Source organism: Luteibacter rhizovicinus (assembly GCF_004342265.1).
In the GTDB taxonomy this organism is placed as follows: Bacteria; Pseudomonadota; Gammaproteobacteria; order Xanthomonadales; family Rhodanobacteraceae; genus Luteibacter; species Luteibacter rhizovicinus_B.
This window is the reverse complement of record NZ_SMCS01000005.1, coordinates 169,447-186,217: the sequence shown is the minus strand read 5'-3', so window position 1 is coordinate 186,217 and position 16,771 is coordinate 169,447. Positions and strand designations below refer to the sequence as shown.

At 63.6% G+C, this 16,771-nt stretch carries 16 protein-coding genes; 2 read left to right on the top strand and 14 right to left on the bottom strand.

Annotated features, from left to right (window positions below):
* Position 1: 1 nt before the first annotated feature.
* Positions 2–2,065: a poly-beta-1,6 N-acetyl-D-glucosamine export porin PgaA gene (pgaA, locus tag EC912_RS13840; RefSeq protein ID WP_165973600.1), complete on the bottom strand. Its 2,064-nt coding sequence runs from the start codon at positions 2,063–2,065 to the stop codon at positions 2–4.
* A gap of 286 nt (positions 2,066–2,351) precedes the next feature.
* Between pgaA and EC912_RS13835 the strand changes: the two genes are divergently transcribed.
* Positions 2,352–3,176, top strand: coding sequence for an NAD-dependent protein deacetylase (locus tag EC912_RS13835; protein WP_243649292.1), 825 nt, complete (start codon positions 2,352–2,354; stop codon positions 3,174–3,176).
* 32 nt (positions 3,177–3,208) lie between these two features.
* On the opposite strand, the gene tadA is transcribed toward EC912_RS13835, so the two are convergent.
* The 7 genes from tadA to folD all read right to left on the bottom strand — a co-directional run bounded on the left by tadA (position 3,209) and on the right by folD (position 9,699).
* Positions 3,209–3,706, bottom strand: a complete 498-nt coding sequence (gene tadA, locus EC912_RS13830; RefSeq protein ID WP_132145032.1) for a tRNA adenosine(34) deaminase TadA — start codon at positions 3,704–3,706, stop codon at positions 3,209–3,211.
* A 3-nt stretch (positions 3,707–3,709) separates the two neighbouring features.
* Entirely contained in the window at positions 3,710–4,225 is a 516-nt protein-coding gene (locus EC912_RS13825; protein ID WP_132145030.1) for a DUF1697 domain-containing protein, read from the bottom strand.
* On the bottom strand, positions 4,222–5,187 hold the full coding sequence (locus tag EC912_RS13820; RefSeq protein ID WP_207906848.1) for a LysR family transcriptional regulator: 966 nt from the start codon (positions 5,185–5,187) through the stop codon (positions 4,222–4,224). The genes EC912_RS13825 and EC912_RS13820 overlap by 4 nt, the downstream gene beginning before the upstream one ends.
* 162 nt (positions 5,188–5,349) lie before the next feature.
* The gene (locus tag EC912_RS13815; protein ID WP_132145026.1) at positions 5,350–5,610 is read right to left on the bottom strand and encodes a GNAT family N-acetyltransferase; all 261 of its coding nucleotides are present in this window, start codon (positions 5,608–5,610) and stop codon (positions 5,350–5,352) included.
* A 32-nt stretch (positions 5,611–5,642) separates the two neighbouring features.
* On the bottom strand, positions 5,643–7,199 hold the full coding sequence (gene guaA, locus EC912_RS13810) for a glutamine-hydrolyzing GMP synthase (protein WP_132145024.1): 1,557 nt from the start codon (positions 7,197–7,199) through the stop codon (positions 5,643–5,645).
* Positions 7,200–7,319: 120 nt separating this feature from the next.
* Positions 7,320–8,774, bottom strand: coding sequence for an IMP dehydrogenase (gene guaB, locus EC912_RS13805; RefSeq protein ID WP_132145022.1), 1,455 nt, complete (start codon positions 8,772–8,774; stop codon positions 7,320–7,322).
* A gap of 64 nt (positions 8,775–8,838) precedes the next feature.
* Entirely contained in the window at positions 8,839–9,699 is an 861-nt protein-coding gene (folD, locus tag EC912_RS13800) for a bifunctional methylenetetrahydrofolate dehydrogenase/methenyltetrahydrofolate cyclohydrolase FolD (RefSeq protein WP_132145020.1), read from the bottom strand.
* Positions 9,700–9,772: 73 nt separating this feature from the next.
* Here folD and EC912_RS13795 point away from each other — a divergent pair, with 73 nt between their 5' ends.
* Positions 9,773–10,354, top strand: coding sequence for a GNAT family N-acetyltransferase (locus EC912_RS13795; RefSeq protein WP_132145018.1), 582 nt, complete (start codon positions 9,773–9,775; stop codon positions 10,352–10,354).
* A gap of 6 nt (positions 10,355–10,360) precedes the next feature.
* On the opposite strand, the gene moeB is transcribed toward EC912_RS13795, so the two are convergent.
* The 6 genes from moeB to pilW all read right to left on the bottom strand — a co-directional run bounded on the left by moeB (position 10,361) and on the right by pilW (position 16,765).
* Positions 10,361–11,530 carry a molybdopterin-synthase adenylyltransferase MoeB gene (gene moeB, locus EC912_RS13790; RefSeq protein WP_132145016.1) on the bottom strand — a complete coding sequence of 390 codons (1,170 nt, stop codon included), beginning with the start codon at positions 11,528–11,530 and terminating at the stop codon, positions 10,361–10,363.
* A 27-nt stretch (positions 11,531–11,557) separates the two neighbouring features.
* A complete protein-coding gene (gene der, locus EC912_RS13785; protein WP_132145014.1) occupies positions 11,558–12,955 on the bottom strand; it encodes a ribosome biogenesis GTPase Der in 1,398 nt (465 codons plus the stop codon).
* Positions 12,956–12,977: 22 nt separating this feature from the next.
* Positions 12,978–14,174: an outer membrane protein assembly factor BamB gene (gene bamB, locus EC912_RS13780; protein ID WP_132145012.1), complete on the bottom strand. Its 1,197-nt coding sequence runs from the start codon at positions 14,172–14,174 to the stop codon at positions 12,978–12,980.
* Positions 14,171–14,821 (bottom strand): YfgM family protein, encoded by a 651-nt coding sequence (locus EC912_RS13775; RefSeq protein ID WP_132145010.1) that lies wholly within the window; start codon positions 14,819–14,821, stop codon positions 14,171–14,173. The genes bamB and EC912_RS13775 overlap by 4 nt, the downstream gene beginning before the upstream one ends.
* A 162-nt stretch (positions 14,822–14,983) precedes the next feature.
* Positions 14,984–16,018 carry a helix-turn-helix domain-containing protein gene (locus EC912_RS13770; RefSeq protein ID WP_243649280.1) on the bottom strand — a complete coding sequence of 345 codons (1,035 nt, stop codon included), beginning with the start codon at positions 16,016–16,018 and terminating at the stop codon, positions 14,984–14,986.
* Entirely contained in the window at positions 16,019–16,765 is a 747-nt protein-coding gene (pilW, locus tag EC912_RS13765) for a type IV pilus biogenesis/stability protein PilW (RefSeq protein ID WP_243649291.1), read from the bottom strand.
* Positions 16,766–16,771 lie beyond the last annotated feature (6 nt).

Sequence of the window (16,771 nt, the reverse complement as noted above, 5' to 3'; positions counted from 1 at the left end):
GTCATTCGCCCCAGTGCATCGTCAGGTCCAGCACGACGCGGGACTCGCGTTTGCCGTCGTATGGCTGATTGTGCCAACCCACGCCCCAGCCGAAACTGAGGCCTGCGCGCGGCTCGAAGGTCTGCCCGTAGCGCGCGCTGGCCTGCCAGCCTGTCGCATAACCGCGTTGCGCGTATTGCCCCACGGCAACGTCGATACGTTGCCGCCATGTGCGGTCATAGAACTGGTGGAGCAGGTTTTCCAGCCGACCGGTAACCGCCCATGACGTGTCGTGCCTGGGATTGAAGTAAGGGCGGTCGGGTAGGGTGTTACGCGAGCCGCCCAGTTCCAGGCCACCGTCGAGCGTGAGATACGGTGCCGTGTAAACGCGCTGGACGAGTGCCGCCTGCCACGCATTGCGTTTATTGTTGTCACTGAAGCGACCGCGCGAAGCGGTGAACTTCACTTGGGTAAGTTCGCTGGCGCGCCAGATGACCGAGGTATCCAGCGTTTTGGCCGATATACCGTAATACTGCGCGCGCAATGGCACGTCCGAACCCGCGGAGCTCCAGTCGGCGGCCACGGTCCAGTGATCGCTGATCGCGTACTTCGCGCCGGCTTCGATGGCCGTGCGGCCGACGAAACGATCGGTGGACGGCAGCGCTTGCACATAGGCTTCAAGACCACGCGCGTAGCCGCGCAGGCCCAGACCGACGCGCTCGCGCCGCACATCGCCCTCGGGCAACGCCGCGGAGGCATAACGCGCGATGCCGAGTACGCGCCAATGATCGTCGATGAGCGGACTGGCGATGGTCGCCTCCGTCTCCGCGTCACGGTCGCCGTAGTCGGGACTGCTACCGCTGCCGTTCGCATGTGTGATGTCGAACTGCCAGCCGCGCTCGCGCTCCCAGGATAATCGCTCTTCCTTTACGCGATTGCTGCGTGGCGCCAGGGTTTCGGTATTGCGCAACGACGGCTCGACGCTCGCGTAATCGTTGAGCGTGCGGTTGGCGTTTATGAGACCGAGGTCGACGCCGGTGTCGTTGGTATCCAGCGTTCCCGCGATCGCAAGTGTGTCCGAGGCTTGTCGCGGCCACCCGCGCGAAAGTTCGGACAGGCCCAGTTCGCGCCGGATGGCGGCGTTCGCAGGCGCTTCGTCGCTCATGAGCACGAGACGTCGATGGGCTTCGTCGAGCAGGCCGACATATTCGCGCAGCAGTGCCGCATTCAGATCGGCATCGACCTTGCGTGAATTCTGTATCGGGGTGGGCGTTACGGGGCTGCGTATCCAAAGCGGCTCGCGTTCGGCGAGCGTATCGATCGTCTCGAAGGCCTTCGATGTGCGGTTCGATTCCATGTACGCATACATCAGGGGGATATGCGGATCGGTTTCGACCGGATCGTATGGACCGGGGTCCTGACGGATGCTGTCCTCGAGCAGCGAAACGGCTTCCTGGGGGCGATGCCGCTGGAGTAACGCATCGGCCACCGGTCGCTGCGCATACGCGGGAACCGTGACATGGTTCGCGCGCATCTCGTCGTACACGGACACCGCTTCGTCCGCCCTGCCCGCCTTATCCAGCGCAACGAGGCGGTCGATGCGGGCGCGGGCGGCGATGTCCTGCATATCGGGACGTTTATCGGCAATCAGACGATCCAGGTCGGCGACCGCCGCGTCGGGCTCGGCGTAAGGCACGCGCGGATTGACCGGCTCGGCATCGGCCCAACGGATTTCGTGCGCCACCACGTCGGCACGCAAGCGTTGCATCGTGACGGCTTCGCGAGGCGATCGTTCGTTACGCGCCAGTTCCTCCGCGCGAACGGAGCCGCCCAGTTCGGCGAGCAGGCTAGCCTCGAGCGTGCGCGCATCGCGATCGTCCGGCCAACGGGCCAGCACGTCTTCACAGATCTTCAGGGCATCGAAACGGCGGCCCGCCGCACGCTCGTCCGCGACGCGTCGCAGAAGCTCATCGCGTGACACGGGCTCTCTGACCTGCGTTGCCCGAACCGCACCGGCCGTCGACAACAGGGCAACAGAGATGGCAACAGCCAGTCCTGTGGCATGCATCCCGGAACGTACACTCACCACTATCCCCTTACCATGACATCGCCAGGTGCCCTTCCTGGTGCCATTACAAACCCTAACCAGTTTAACGTGAACGCACACGGAGCGCGTCACGAGGCCGATCGCCTGTTTGCACATTCCTGCGCTACCCATCGATCGAATGCTCCGTGCGAAATGCCACGGAAGACGAGCAAGTTCCAGGCCACGCCCTTTATTCGACCTCGCATTTTGCCAGATATGCGCCATCGTTCCGTGAATAGGCTGCGATATAGTTTCCACTCTCCCGCCTCCCGGCCTTCCCGTGAACCTGCCTGCCGAACGCGACTCCCACCGCACGCCACTCGAAGACTTCGTTTTCGCGCACAAGCGTCTTTTCGTCGTGACGGGCGCGGGTATCAGTACCGATTCGGGCATTCCGGACTATCGCGACGGGGCCGGCGCGTGGAAACGCAGCCCGCCGATGACCCTCCAAGCATTCATGGGGACGGCGCTGGCCCGGGCCCGCTATTGGGCTCGCAGCATGATCGGATGGCAATCCTTCGGCTCCGCGCGACCGAATGTCGCGCATCGCGCACTCGCCGCGATGGAACATGCCGGCCGCATTGAGTTATTACTGACGCAAAACGTCGACGGGCTTCACGAAGCCGCCGGCAGTCTGAATGTGGTCGATCTTCACGGACGACTCGATCGCGTGCGCTGCATGAACTGCGGCGATATTCGCCCGCGCGACGCGCTCCAGCAGCGACTGATCGCAGCGAATCCCGACTGGCTGGAGGTCAGCGCCACCATCGCCCCGGATGGCGACGCGGATCTGGACGGTGTCGATTTTTCGCGGTTCAATGTGCCGCCGTGCCTGGTCTGCGACGGCATTCTGAAACCGGACGTCGTGTTCTTCGGAGAGAACGTCCCGCGTGCACGCGTAGATACTGCCTGGGCGCACCTCGACCGCGCCGACGCCATGCTCGTCGCCGGTTCGTCGTTGATGGTCTATTCGGGATATCGCTTCGTACTGGAAGCATCGCGTCGCGGCCTGCCCATCGCGTCGCTCAACCTGGGCGTGACCCGTGCCGACGATTTGCTGACGATGAAGATCGAACGGCCCGTAGCAGAAGCATTGGCCGCTTTTTTGTAGGAGCCCGCAAGCGGCCTCCTACAAAAAAGCGGTTAGCGGCGGGCGCGGAAGAACTCGCGGAGCATCGTCGACGCCTCGTCCGCGCAAAGGCCGCCCTGCACCGAAACACGGTGGTTGTGGCGGTCCGATACCAACGTATCGAACACACTGCCCGCGGCACCGGTCTTCGGATCGGCGGCCCCGTATACGACACGCCCCACCCGTGCATGCACCATCGCCATCGCACACATCGAGCATGGTTCCAGCGTGACGTACAGCGTCGATCCCGGGTAACGATAATTAGCCAGTGCCTGACCGGCCGCGCGCAGCGCCTGAATCTCCGCGTGCGCGGTCGGATCGTTGAGGGAGATGTTCCGGTTCCAGCCTTCTCCGACGATCGCCCCATCGAGGACCAGCACAGCACCCACCGGCACTTCGCCCTCGGCATCGCGCGCGTGCGCCGCCAGTTCGAGCGCGCGCGTCATGAATACGCGGTCGTCGTCGGAGAACGAGGAAGCGGCGGACGCTTCGAATGGCAAGGTATCGGACATGCCCTATTGTAAGGCAGCCGCCATACCGGCGAGCCTGGCAATCGTATTGAGGTTTCGTGCCGTGCCTTTCGCCGCGGCGGGAATCTTCAGTTTCGACGTTCCCATGCCACTTCCGTAACTGACATAGATCTCCCGGAGACCGAGGCACATGCGCTCGTCGCGCACGCCGGTGGCGCGATCGAGCGCGTCCGCAGGCGGCGCTTTGTCCATGAAAATCGCGACAGTGCTATTGGGCGGATCCTTTGGAAACGGATTCGCGGCGAGTACCGCCGCCATTTCGCCTGCGCTACGGACGACGACGTCTACCGCCTTGCCAGCATAGGCCGCCAGTTGCTCCTCCAGCGCGGCTTTGACGCGCGCCTCGGCCATGCGCGTCTTGAAAACCACATTGCCGCTGGCGATGTACGTGCTTACCGTGCCGAAACCCGCGCGCTCGCACATGGCTTTCAATTCGCTCATCGGCAGCTTTCCGGTCCCGCCGACGTTGACGGCGCGCAACAGGGCGACATAGGCGGTCATGGCGTCTCTCCCGGCGATTTCGAATCCGCTGACGGGCCGAGCAACCGGTCCCAGGGGGCCGGTTCCGTCCATAGTTCGGCCAGGAAATCGATAAAGACGGCAAGACGTGCTGGCACGGGATCGCGGCGTGCACGCACCGCGCTGATGGGTGTCCCGGGCTCTTCCCATTCCGGAAGCACGCGCAGCAACGTCCCCTGGCACAGATCTCCGGCGGCATTCCACGTCTCGCGCAACGCGATGCCCATGCCTGCCGCGGACCACACGCGCAACGCATCGCCGTTGTCGCTGCTGAGATCGCTGTTTACGTCGACCTGCTCCACCAGGTTGCGACCACCGATCTTGCGCAACGACCAGCGATTATCGCGCAGACCCGGATACGCGAAGAGCAAACACCGGTGCTGCCGAAGATCGCGTGGATGTATCGGTTGGCCATGGCGTCGAATGTAGTCGGGCGACGCAACAAGAATGCGCCGGCTGGTTGCCAGTCCGCGCGCCAGAAGTCGCGAATCGGCGAGGCGGCCGAACCGGATCGCCAGATCCAGGTCGCTGGCGTAGAGATCGACCACCCGATCGGTCAGGTGCAGCTCGAAGCCTACCTGGGGGTGACGTTCGCGAAATGCGGCAATGGCCGCTGCCACGTAGCGGCTTCCAAACAAGACGGGCGCCGTGACGCGCAGCATGCCGAAGAGTCCATCGTTGCCCTGACGCGCAACGTCGCCCGCCTCGTCCAGCAAAGCCACCGCCGCACGTACGCGTTGGGCGACGGCCCTTCCTTCGTCGGTGACTTTCAATCGCCGCGTATTGCGTTCGAAGAGGCTGGTTCCCAGCGCCGCTTCAAGCCGGGCCACCTGCTTGCTGACGGTGGCCGGCGCGAGGTCGAGCGCACGCGCGGCCGCGGAAAAGCTCTGACAGTCCAGCACCTTGAGGAAGACCGTCAGGTCGTCGAGGTTGCGCAGAGCCATTTGTGCCATTCCGCCATAGGTGTCATGCGAGTTTACACGCCGTGGCAAATGCGACTGTTGGGCAGGATGCCGTCCATCAAGGAACCCGGCTCCGCCCGGGGCAATGTCTGCCGGGTTATCCGTGCGTCAGCATGGCCGGGGGGATTCGAACAGACCGCTCCGTCAACCGGGAACGATCTTCGTGAGGTTAAGCATCACCGTAAGCGGTTCGATGGGTGATTCCGAGAAACCGCGACGCAGGTAGAACGCCTTTGCTTCCTCGCTCAGCGCGTGACACAGCATGGCCTTCATGCCGATCTCCCAGGAGAGGCGAACGCTTCGAAGAACCGCATCCTTGAGCAGCCCCGAACCGATGCCCTGCCCCGACCAATCCTGGTGAACGGCCAGCCGCCCAAGAACACTTACCGGAATAGGATCGGGCATGCCCGGCGCAGAGATCCGGGCGCTTCGGTAAGTCACTCCCACTCGATCGTCGCGGGCGGCTTGCCGCTGATGTCATAAACAACACGAGATATGCCACGCAACTCATTGATAATTCGCGTGGATACACGATCAAGGAAGTCGTATGGCAGATGCGCCCAGTGCGCCGTCATGAAGTCGATGGTTTCGACGGCGCGCAGCGCAATGACCCACTCGTAAGCGCGGCCGTCACCGACCACACCTACCGAACGGACGGGCAGGAAGACAGCGAACGCCTGGCTGACGCGATCGTAGAGATCGTGCTTGCGCAGCTCTTCGATGAAGATCGCATCGGCGCGCTGAAGCAGGTCGACGAACTCCGGCTTGACCTCGCCAAGGACGCGCACGCCGAGGCCAGGACCCGGGAACGGATGACGATAGACCATGTCGCGCGGCAGGCCGAGTTCGACGCCGATGCGACGGACTTCGTCCTTGAAGAGTTCGCGCAACGGCTCGACGAGCTTGAGCTTCATCGTCTCCGGCAGGCCGCCCACGTTGTGGTGGCTCTTGATGACGTGCGCCTTGCCCGTCTTGCCGGCGGCCGACTCGATGACGTCGGGATAGATCGTGCCCTGCGCGAGCCACTTCACGCCTTCGAGCTTGTGCGACTCCTCGTCGAAGACTTCGACGAACATACGGCCGATGACCTTGCGCTTGGCCTCCGGATCTTCGACGCCCGCGAGCGCGTCGAAGAAACGCTGCTTCGCATCGACGCGAATAACGCGCACGCCCATGTGTTCGGCCATGGTCGCCATGACCTGGTCGCCTTCCTGGAAGCGCAGCAGGCCGGTGTCGACGAAGACACAGGTGAGCTGGTCGCCGATCGCTTTCTCAAGCAGCGCGGCGACGACGGACGAATCGACGCCGCCCGAAAGACCTAGCAACACTTTGTCGCTACCGACCTGTTCGCGCACGCGCGCGACGGCGTCTTCGATGATGTGCTTCGCATCCCACAGCGTGGCCGTCCCGCAGAGGTCGACCACGAAGCGACGCAGCAGCTCCAGACCACGCTGGGAATGGGTGACTTCGGGATGGTATTGCAGGCCGTAGAAACGACGCGCCTCGTCGGCCATGCCGGCAAGCGGCAGGCTGGGCGTAGCGGCGATCGCGGCGAAACCGGGCGGAATCGCCGTCACGCGATCGCCATGCGACATCCACACACCGAGCGTCTCGCCCTCGGCCACCACGCCTTCGAACAGCGCACTACTGCCGAAGCGCAGGTCGGCCGGGCCGAACTCGCGGTGATGACCGGCCTCGACCTTGCCACCGAGCTGCTCGGCCATGGTCTGCATGCCATAACAGATACCCAGCACCGGCACGCCAAGCTCGAACACGCACTGCGGGGCGCGCGGCGAGTTTTCTTCGGTGACCGACTCGGGACTGCCGGAAAGAATGACGCCGCGCGGTGCGAAAGCCGCGATTTCGCCGGAAGCGTGGTCCCACGCCCAGACTTCGCAATAGACGCCGATCTCGCGGATCCGACGGGCGATCAGCTGCGTGTACTGCGAGCCGAAATCGAGAATGAGGATCTTGTCGCTATGGATGTCGGTCATCGTAAATTCCAGCGAATGAAAATCTGCGGGCTCCGCGCGCCACTGCGCAGCGTTGCCCGGAAAGCAAGACGCCCGGCGAGTGTCGGGCGTCCTGTAAGCCTGGAAGACGCGCTAAGCGCGTCAGTCCAGACGGTAGTTAGGTGCTTCCTTCGTGATCTGGATATCGTGCGGATGCGCTTCGTGCACGCCCGCGCCGGTGACCTTCACGAAGGTGCCCTTCTGGTGGATTTCTTCCACCGAAGCCGCGCCCATGTAGCCCATCGAGGCACGCAGGCCACCGATCAGCTGGTGGACGATGTTGCTCAGCGAACCACGATACGGCACGCGACCTTCGATACCTTCGGGCACGAGCTTGTCGGCGTCGGCTTCGTCCTGGAAGTAACGGTCCTTGGAGCCGAGCTGCATCGCACCGATGGAACCCATGCCGCGATAGCTCTTGTACTGACGGCCCTGGAACAGCTCGACCTCACCCGGCGCCTCTTCGGTGCCGGCGAACATGGAGCCCAGCATCACCGACGACGCGCCGGCCGCGAGGGCCTTCGGAATGTCGCCGGAATAGCGGATGCCGCCGTCGGCGATAAGCGGGATTTCACCCTTCAGCGCCGTGGCGACGAGATCGATCGAGGTGATCTGCGGCACGCCCACGCCAGTGACGATGCGCGTGGTGCAGATGGAGCCGGGACCGACGCCGACCTTGACGGCGTCGACACCCGCGTCGAGCAACGCGCGCGCCGCTTCGCCGGTAACGATATTGCCGGCGATGACCTGGACCTGCGGATAGCGCTTCTTTACCCAGCCGGCGCGATCGATGACCGCCTGCGAGTGACCGTGGGCGGTATCGACCACGATAACGTCGACGCCCGCTTCGACCAGCGCTTCGACGCGCTGCTCGGTATCGCCCGCGACACCGACCGCGGCACCGACGACGAGACGCTCGTGGGTGTCCTTGGCGGCGTTGGGATTGTCGCGCGCTTTCTGGATGTCCTTGACCGTGATCAGGCCACGCAACTGGAACGCATCGTTGACGACGAGGACTTTCTCGATGCGGTTACGGTGCAGCAGTTCCAGCACGGCATCGTGATCCGCACCTTCCTTGACCGTGATCAGCCGGTCTTCCCGGGTCATGATGTTGCGGACCGGATCGTCGAGCTTGCGCTCGAAACGCAGGTCGCGGCTGGTGACGATGCCGACGAGCTTTTCGCCGTCGACCACCGGCACGCCGGAAATGTTGTGCGCCCGGGTCAGACGGAGGACTTCGCTGATGGAGGTGTCCGGACGGACCGTGATCGGGCTGCGGATAACGCCCGCTTCGAACTTCTTCACCAGGCGCACTTCGGCGGCCTGCTGATCGAACGTCATGTTCTTGTGGATGATGCCCATGCCGCCGTTCTGCGCCATCGTAATGGCCAGTCGTGCTTCGGTGACCGTGTCCATGGCCGCCGAAACGATGGGGATATTCAGTCGCAGGCCACGGGTGAAGCGCGTGGAGGTATCCACATCGCGCGGCATAACCGTGGAGTGGCCGGGAACCAGAAACACATCGTCGTAAGTGAGTGCCTCGGCAAGGATGCGCATAAGCATTAGTCCCGCGAGTAAATCGCGGCATTATACCTTGCAAGTGCACATTTTTACAGGACGCCTATGACAGGGCGTCGATGGCTTCGGCCGCTTCCAGCGTGTTTTCCATCAGCGTCGCTACCGTCATCGGGCCGACGCCGCCCGGTACTGGCGTAATCCACGAGGCGCGTTCGGCGGCGGGCGCGAATTCGACGTCACCGACGAGACGGCCGTCGTCCAGGCGATTGATACCCACATCGATAACCACCGCGCCCGGCTTCACCCATTCGCCCTTCACCAGACCCGGCTTGCCGGCAGCCACCACGAGGATGTCGGCCTGGGCGACGAAACCTTCCAGATTCTGCGTGAACTTATGACAGCAAGTTGTTGTACATCCAGCAATTAATAGCTCAAGCGCAAGGGGGCGACCCACGTGATTCGATACACCGACAATCACGGCGTGCCGGCCGCGCACCGGACGATCGGTATGACCCAGCAAGGTCATCACACCCTTGGGCGTGCACGGTCGCAGGCCGAAGCGCCGCAGCGCGAGACGGCCGACATTGACGGCCTGGAAGCCATCGACGTCCTTACCCGGGTCGATACGGTCGACCAGGGCGTCTTCGTCGATATGGCGAGGCAACGGCGACTGTACGAGGATGCCGTGAACGGCCGGGTCCGCGTTGAGATTGTCGATAAGCGCGATGAGCTCTTCCTGCGACGTCGACGCAGGAAGGTCATAACCGAACGACGTGAAGCCAATCTGATCGCAGGCCTTGCGCTTGTTCTTCACGTACACCGCCGATGCGGGATCCTCGCCCACCAGCACCACGGCCAGCCCGGGACGACGCTTGCCTTCGGCGACACGCTTGGCCACGCGACGACCGATGCGATCGAGTAATTCCTGCGCGATGCGCTTGCCGTCGAGAATACGTGCGGTCATTGTGTTCGTTTCGGGGGCGGATCGCGCATTATCGCCTCTTGGGCACCGAACCGACAGTAAGAATTAAACACTCATGGATACGACGACCCCACCGGCAGGCGTTCTTCCCTACCCGCGCGACCTTACGGGCGACGGCATATCGCTTCGCCCTTACCGGCAGGCCGACGCGGACGCGCTGGCCGCCGCCGTTCGCGAATCCGTCGATACCGTGGGGTACTGGCAGGACTGGTGCCATGCGGACTATGGCCTCGAGACGGCTCGCGCGTGGATCGAGCATTGCCTCGAGGGGTGGTTTGTCGGCGATCACTACGCATTCCTGATCGTCGACGCGACGACGGACGAATTCCTGGGCGGCATGGGCATAAACCAGATCAATCGCGAACACCGGTTCGCGAACCTCGGTTACTGGGTGCGCCAGAGTCGCCAGGGGCAGCGCATCGCCACGCGCGCCGGACGCCTTGCGACCCGCTTTGCTTTCGACTCGGTGAAAGTCACGCGACTTGAGATCGTCGCCGCTGCCGCGAACGTACCCAGCCGCCGAACCGCGGAATCCATCGGAGCCTGCTTCGAAGGCATCGAGCGCCATCGTCTCGTGTTGCGCGGCGTGGCAATGGACGCGGCGATGTATTCGCTGATTCCGTCCGATCTTGGCTGAAAGCCCTTAACCGGCGGCGGCGCACATCCGCTCAAGGTCGACATAGCCCTCGAAGTGTGCCGATGCGCCACACCCCGGGCAGTCCGGATCGCGCCGCAACCGCAGTTCGCGAAAACGCATGTCGAGCGCGTCATAGGTCAGCAACCGCCCGACCAGCGGTTCGCCTATGGACAACAACAGCTTGAGCGTTTCGGTGGCCTGCAATAGTCCAACGACGCCGGGCAATACGCCGAGAACGCCCGCTTCGCTGCAATTGGGTGCATCGGCGGCGGCCGGCGGCTCGGGAAACAGGCAGCGATAACACGGCGAATCGTCGCGACGCGGATCGAAGACGCTGAGCTGGCCGGTGAAACGCTCCACCGCCGCGTAAACCATGGGAATACCGAGTCGGCGCGTGGCGGCCGCGAGCAGATAACGCGTCGCGAAATTGTCCGCTCCGTCGATGACGACGTCATGGTCGCGAATCAGTGCTTCGACGTTTTCGGCGCGAAGGCGCTCCTCGCGCGTGTCGATCCGGATGCGCGGGTTGAGCCCCTGCAGCGTCATGCGCGCCGATTCCGCCTTCGAAAGCCCCACGCGCGCATCGGCGTGCACGACCTGCCGATGGAGATTGGAACGTTCGACCCGATCGTCGTCGACGAGCGTGATGCGGCCTACTCCGGCAGCGGCGAGATACAGCATCGCCGGCGCCCCGAGACCACCCGCACCGATCAACACCACGCGCGATGCAGCGAGCTTCGCTTGCCCCGCCTCACCGACCTGCGGCAGAAGCATCTGCCGTGCGTAACGCTCGCTGGCATCGGCATCGAGCGCGCCCGTTGCGACAGGCAGACCCGCCGCCTTCCACGCCGCGAATCCACCGGCGACAGAGGCGGCCCGGCCGTAACCCATGCGTTGCAATGCCTCAGCCGCAAGCAGCGAGCGCTGGCCACTGCCGCACAGGAGAAGTATGTCGCGGGAACGATCGGGCACGGCTTGCTCGATGCGCAATTCGAGGAAACCACGCGATAACCCGAGAGCGCCCGCCGGAGACCCAGAGGCACGCTCGCCGTCTTCGCGCACGTCGACGATCAGCGCGCCGGCCTGTTGACGCGCCATGGCTTCCACGACGGGAACCTCGACGATTCGCTCGCGCAATGCCGCGAGCCATTGGTCACGGTCGAACGCGTCGGTCACGAGAGTCTCCCATCAATGGGCGCGCGATTACTTCTCGCGGCGCTTGGCGTTTCGGATCATGCGCTGGCGGCGAGCCGCCTGGCTGTCCGTCAGTACGTTCTTCTTGCCGGCGAACGGATTCTCGCCATCGCGGAAGTCGACGCGGACCGGCGTACCTTCCAGCTTGAAGCGCTTCCGGAAGAAACCTTCCAGATAGCGACGGTAAGCCGGCGCGATATGTTTCGTGCGGCTGCCGTGGATGACGATGGTCGGCGGATTGGAGCCGCCCGGATGCGCATAACGCAGCTTGGGTGCGTGGCCGCGCACCAACGGCGGCTGGTAGGCCTCGTAGGCTTTTTCCAGCGTCCGCGTCAGTTCCGACGAACTCATGACGCGCGTGGCCGCGGAATGCGCACGCACCACGGCCTTCATCAGTTCGCGCAGACCCGAACCATGCAGCGCTGAGATGAAGACGGTTTTTGCCCATTCGACGAACTGCAGGCGACGCTCCAGTGCCCGCTGGCACTGCTCGCGCGCATAGGTGTCCATGCCGTCCCACTTGTTGACGGCGATGACCAGTGCGCGGCCTTCTTCGATGGCATGACCGATCAGCGTGAGGTCCTGATCCGCCAGATTCTCGCGGGCATCGATCAGAACGATCGTAACCTGCGACGCAGCAATAGACTGCAATGTCTTGATAACACTGAACTTCTCTACAGCCTCTTCGACACGGGCACGGCGACGGACGCCAGCGGTATCGATCAGGGTGTACTTCTTGCCGTCGCGCTCCAGCGGCACGCGGATCGGATCGCGCGTGGTACCCGCCACATCGGAAACGATCAGGCGATCTTCGCCGAGCAGACGATTGATCAGGGTGGACTTGCCCGCGTTCGGCCGACCGACGATGGCGACACGGATGCCGCTGTCTTCCAGACCCGGGTCGTCGTCGCGATCGTCCGGCAATTGCGGCAACGCGGTTTCGACGAGAAGATCGATGCCGCGATTGTGCGCGGCCGACATGGGCAACGTGGACGCGATGCCGAACGAGGCGAACTCGCCCAGCGAGGACTGCTCGTCCGTGCCGTCGACCTTGTTGACCACCACGATGACGGGCTTGCCGCTGCGACGCAGCTCACCGAGGATCGCGGCATCGAGCGGCAGGACACCGTCGCGTGCGTCGACGACGAACACCAGCAGGTTGGCTTCGGAAATAGCGAGGCGAACCTGCTGGGCCGTAAGGCCCTCGATGCCTTCCTCTTTACCGGACAGACCGCCGGTATCGACGACGACGAAGGGCCGATGCGCCAGGCGGCAAACGCCATAATGGCGATCGCGCGTGACGCCGGGCATATCCGCGACAAGAGCGTCCCGGCTACGCGTCAGCGCGTTGAAGAGGGTCGATTTACCGACATTGGGACGACCGACCAGAGCGACGACGGGCAACATGGGAACGCATTAATCCTGTTAATCAGGGTGTCGCGATGCGATAGGCGCCAATATGACCCTCGACATCTTCGACATAAACGGTATCGCCAACCACGAGAGGCTGGGCGCGGATGGCTTTCTTCGACAGGCGTTCGCGAGCGGAGATCTTGCCATCGGTGGTGCTGATCCAGTGGACGTACCCTTCGGCATCGCCAACGACAGCATAGTTACCCTGCACGGCCGGACCGGTGACCCAACGGTACTTCAGGGCATCCTGTTTCCAGATGTTCGCGCCGCCGGACTTGTCGAATGCATAAAGGACGGACTGGTCGTCGGCACCGAGCACGGAGTTCTCATGAACGTCGAGCGAGGTGAACGTGGAGAACGCGTGATTCCACAGCGGGCGGCCGCTGGGACCGTCGACCGCGACCATCTGGCCGTGATAGGCGGCACCGTAAAGCGTGCTGCCATCGAGCACGATGGCGCCGTCGGCATCGCTCAGACGATCGATTTCGGTACGGCCTTCGCCGCTGGAGAGCGTCTGCTCCCAGAGCTTCTCACCGTTGTCCAGACGCAGCGCCACCAGCTTGCCGCCGTCGGTACCCAGGAACACGACGCCGTTGGCGACCAGCAGGCGACCGTTGCCGCGCAGGCTGAGCAACGGCACCGAAGACTGATCGTAGGCCCAGCGACGTTCGCCGCTGGCCGCGTCGACACCGTAGATACGGCCGTCGTTGGTGCGGACCACCACGAGGTCGCCGACGATCACCGGAGCGGTGATGACTTCGGAGGACAGTTCAGCGTCCCAACGACGGGAACCGTCTTTCGCGCTCATGCCATAGAGGTGGCCGTCGAGCGTACCGACGACGAGAAGATCGCCGGAGGCCGCGGGACCGCCCGAGAACAGCGCGTCGGGGCGCTTCTTGTCGCCCCAGCCGAACCAGCCGTGGATACGCGTGCTCTTGTCCCACAATTTCTTGCCGCTGGCGGCATCGAACGCGCCGATCTTGCCATCGGTGCTGGCGGCGTAGATCACGCCGTCGGAGAACGCGGGACGCATGCGCACGCCGGTGGCGGCTGCGCCGTCACCCAGGCTGGATTTCCACAAACGGGTGACATTGATCGTTGGCTTGAAGTCTTTCGCCAACGGTGTCGGTGGCTCGACGTTTTCCTTCTTGAAAGAATGGCAGCCGGACAGTACGACCAGCGAGGTCAACGCAATAGCCCAAAAACGTTTCATGCACCCTGCTTCCCGGCCGCAGCCAGATCATCGAGTTTCGTTTGAACGACGCCGCGTTGCGGCGCACTTTCGCCCATTGACGAGAGCGCAGCCTGGTAGGCCTTGCGCGCATCGTCGGAGCGTCCAAGCTTGACCATCGCGTCGCCGCGTAGTTCCTGCTTCAGTGAAGCAAATGCATTACCGGCGATCGAATCGAGGGTGGCGATAGCGTCGTTCGGCTTGTTCTGGGCGACCTGAACCTGTGCGATGCGCAGGTCGACCAGCCCCTTGAGCGTGTCGTCCTTCGCATGCGTCTTCGCCCATTCCAGGTCGCCCCGGGCGGCGTCGGCCTTGCCTGCGATGACGTTGCGCTGGGCCCGTTCGCCGACCGCGAAGACCGCATAGGACGTGTCGCTGAAGTCCTTGGTCAGCATATCGGTGCGCAGTTCGATCTCGTTCGCCTTGTTAAGCGAGACGGCCAGCTGCAATGCCTCGTATTCGGCTGCCGCGGTCTGGTCGTGTTCGGCGCGATGGCTCTTCCACTTCTGCCAGCCGAAGATCAGCACGAGGCCGAGCACGATACCGACGAGGATGGATACACCGTTTTTACGCAGCCATTGCTGGACGCGTTCGCCCTGTTCGTAGTCGTCGTAAACGTCGAATGCCATGCAATCACCCACTGCGCTCCGCGCAGTAAAAATCTATTGAGAGCCGTGAAGCCGGCCAGCGGAACCCGCGGACCGGAATAATAGGCAAGCATAACCGAAAAGCGCCTCCGAACGGCGTCGGAGGCGAGTACCGGGCCGCGTAAAGCGGCCCGGGAACGGGCGTCAGAGCGTAACCGGCGTGGCCTTGCCGTCGCTGATATCGACGCGGAAGCGCGCGACGTTGGCGCGGCGGAACGTTTCCAGCTGAATCGGCTGGCCGTCGATGGCGACCTGGGCGCCGGCGGCGTTTCCGATGCGCACGTCGAGAGCCGACTCGCTGGAATACGATTTCTGCGTACCGGCAGGCAGCAGACCGTATTCCAGGCGGGAACCATCGGCCGCCGTGACTTCCACCCAACTTGCCGAAGGCAGGCTCAGCGTAAGGCTATGACCGGCCCCGACGGGAGCGCTGGCCGCGGGAACGGCTAGCGGACGGTTGGTATGGTCGAGCGACGGGAACATCGCCATGGACGCAAGCAGAGGCTGTTCTTCCGAGTGCATCTCGGGAGCGACGGGAACCGGCTTGGTATCCGTCGCGGCCACCGCGGCCGAAGAGCTCGCCCCGGCCGGAGCATCCTGCTGCGCTACCGGCGCGGCATCCAGCGGCGACAGACGGGCCATATCCCGGTCCAGCGTGCCGCGCACGCCGAGCCAGACCATCGGAACGACGATCACGGCCGTCAGCACCACATAGGTAGCAGCGGTGAGATAGCGCTCGAAAAGGAAGCGCGAATGCGATACGCCACCCGTGACGACGAGATCGGGCTGACGCGGCGTCAGGCGTGCAAGCTCGGCCTGGATGGCATCCTCGTCCAGTCCGACATGACGTCCGTACTTGCCGAGATAACCGGCCAGATAGACCTGGTAGTCGATACCGCCGTACTCGCCGGCTTCCAACTGGCGTAGCAGTCGGCTCGGCAGGCGCAATGCCTGTCCGCATGCCTCGATCGTGAAGCCCCGCGCTTCGCGAGCGGCACGCAGGCGCGCCCCGAATGCCATGGCGTCGGGCAGATCGATCAGTACACGGCCGCTTTCCTGCGGATTCGATTCAGTTTTTTGCTCCACGGCATCCTCCATGGGTGCGTTCACATCGAGACCGGCGAAGAGATCCTGTTCGCGGTCGTCGTGCCCTGGTGTATTCGACTGTACGGATGTCATTTAAGGTGCGCTGGCGTCTAGGGCGCGCGCGGGTTCCGAGTCCGGGAACCTGTCGCGCAGCCGCTTGGCATAGTCCCGGGCAACCTCCCCATTGCCCAGACGGAGCTCGATATCGTGACCGAGCTTCAGCGAATCCGGACTCACCGCCCCAAGCGCCTCGTAGCGCTGCAGGAAAGCACGAGCACGGAATGCATCGTTCTTAAGGTACAACACGTGGGCGACCTGATACAGGGCATCCACGTTGGACGGATTCTTTTCCAGTGCCTTGCGGAACCAGACCTCGGCGCCGTCCAGATCCTGCGTCTTCAGAAGACACGTACCGGCATTGCCCATGGCCAGATCGGGCGTGGCATAGAAGGGATCGGCCAACGCGCGCTGGAAATAGCCCTGCGCCTCGGGAACCTTGCCTTCCTTGCACAGGAACACGGCGAGATTGTTGTTCGCCGCACCCTTCTTCGGCTCCAGCTCCACGGCGCGGCGATAATGCAGTTCCGCGTTCGCGTTATCGTTGATACGCTCGTAAAGCACGGCGATGACGGTATGCGCCGGCGGATAATTCGGGTCGAACTGAAGCGCCTTGTTGAGCTTCTCGAGCGCGCCCTGCAGATCGCCGTTCTGCATATAACGCTGGCCGAGCTCGGTATGCACCTGCGCACCCTCGGAGCGCTTGTCCGCGCTCGTCGGTTCGCGAAGGCCCCCGCCGCCCCCGGCACAGCCGACGCTTGCAAGAGCAACCGCCAGAATCATTCCCCA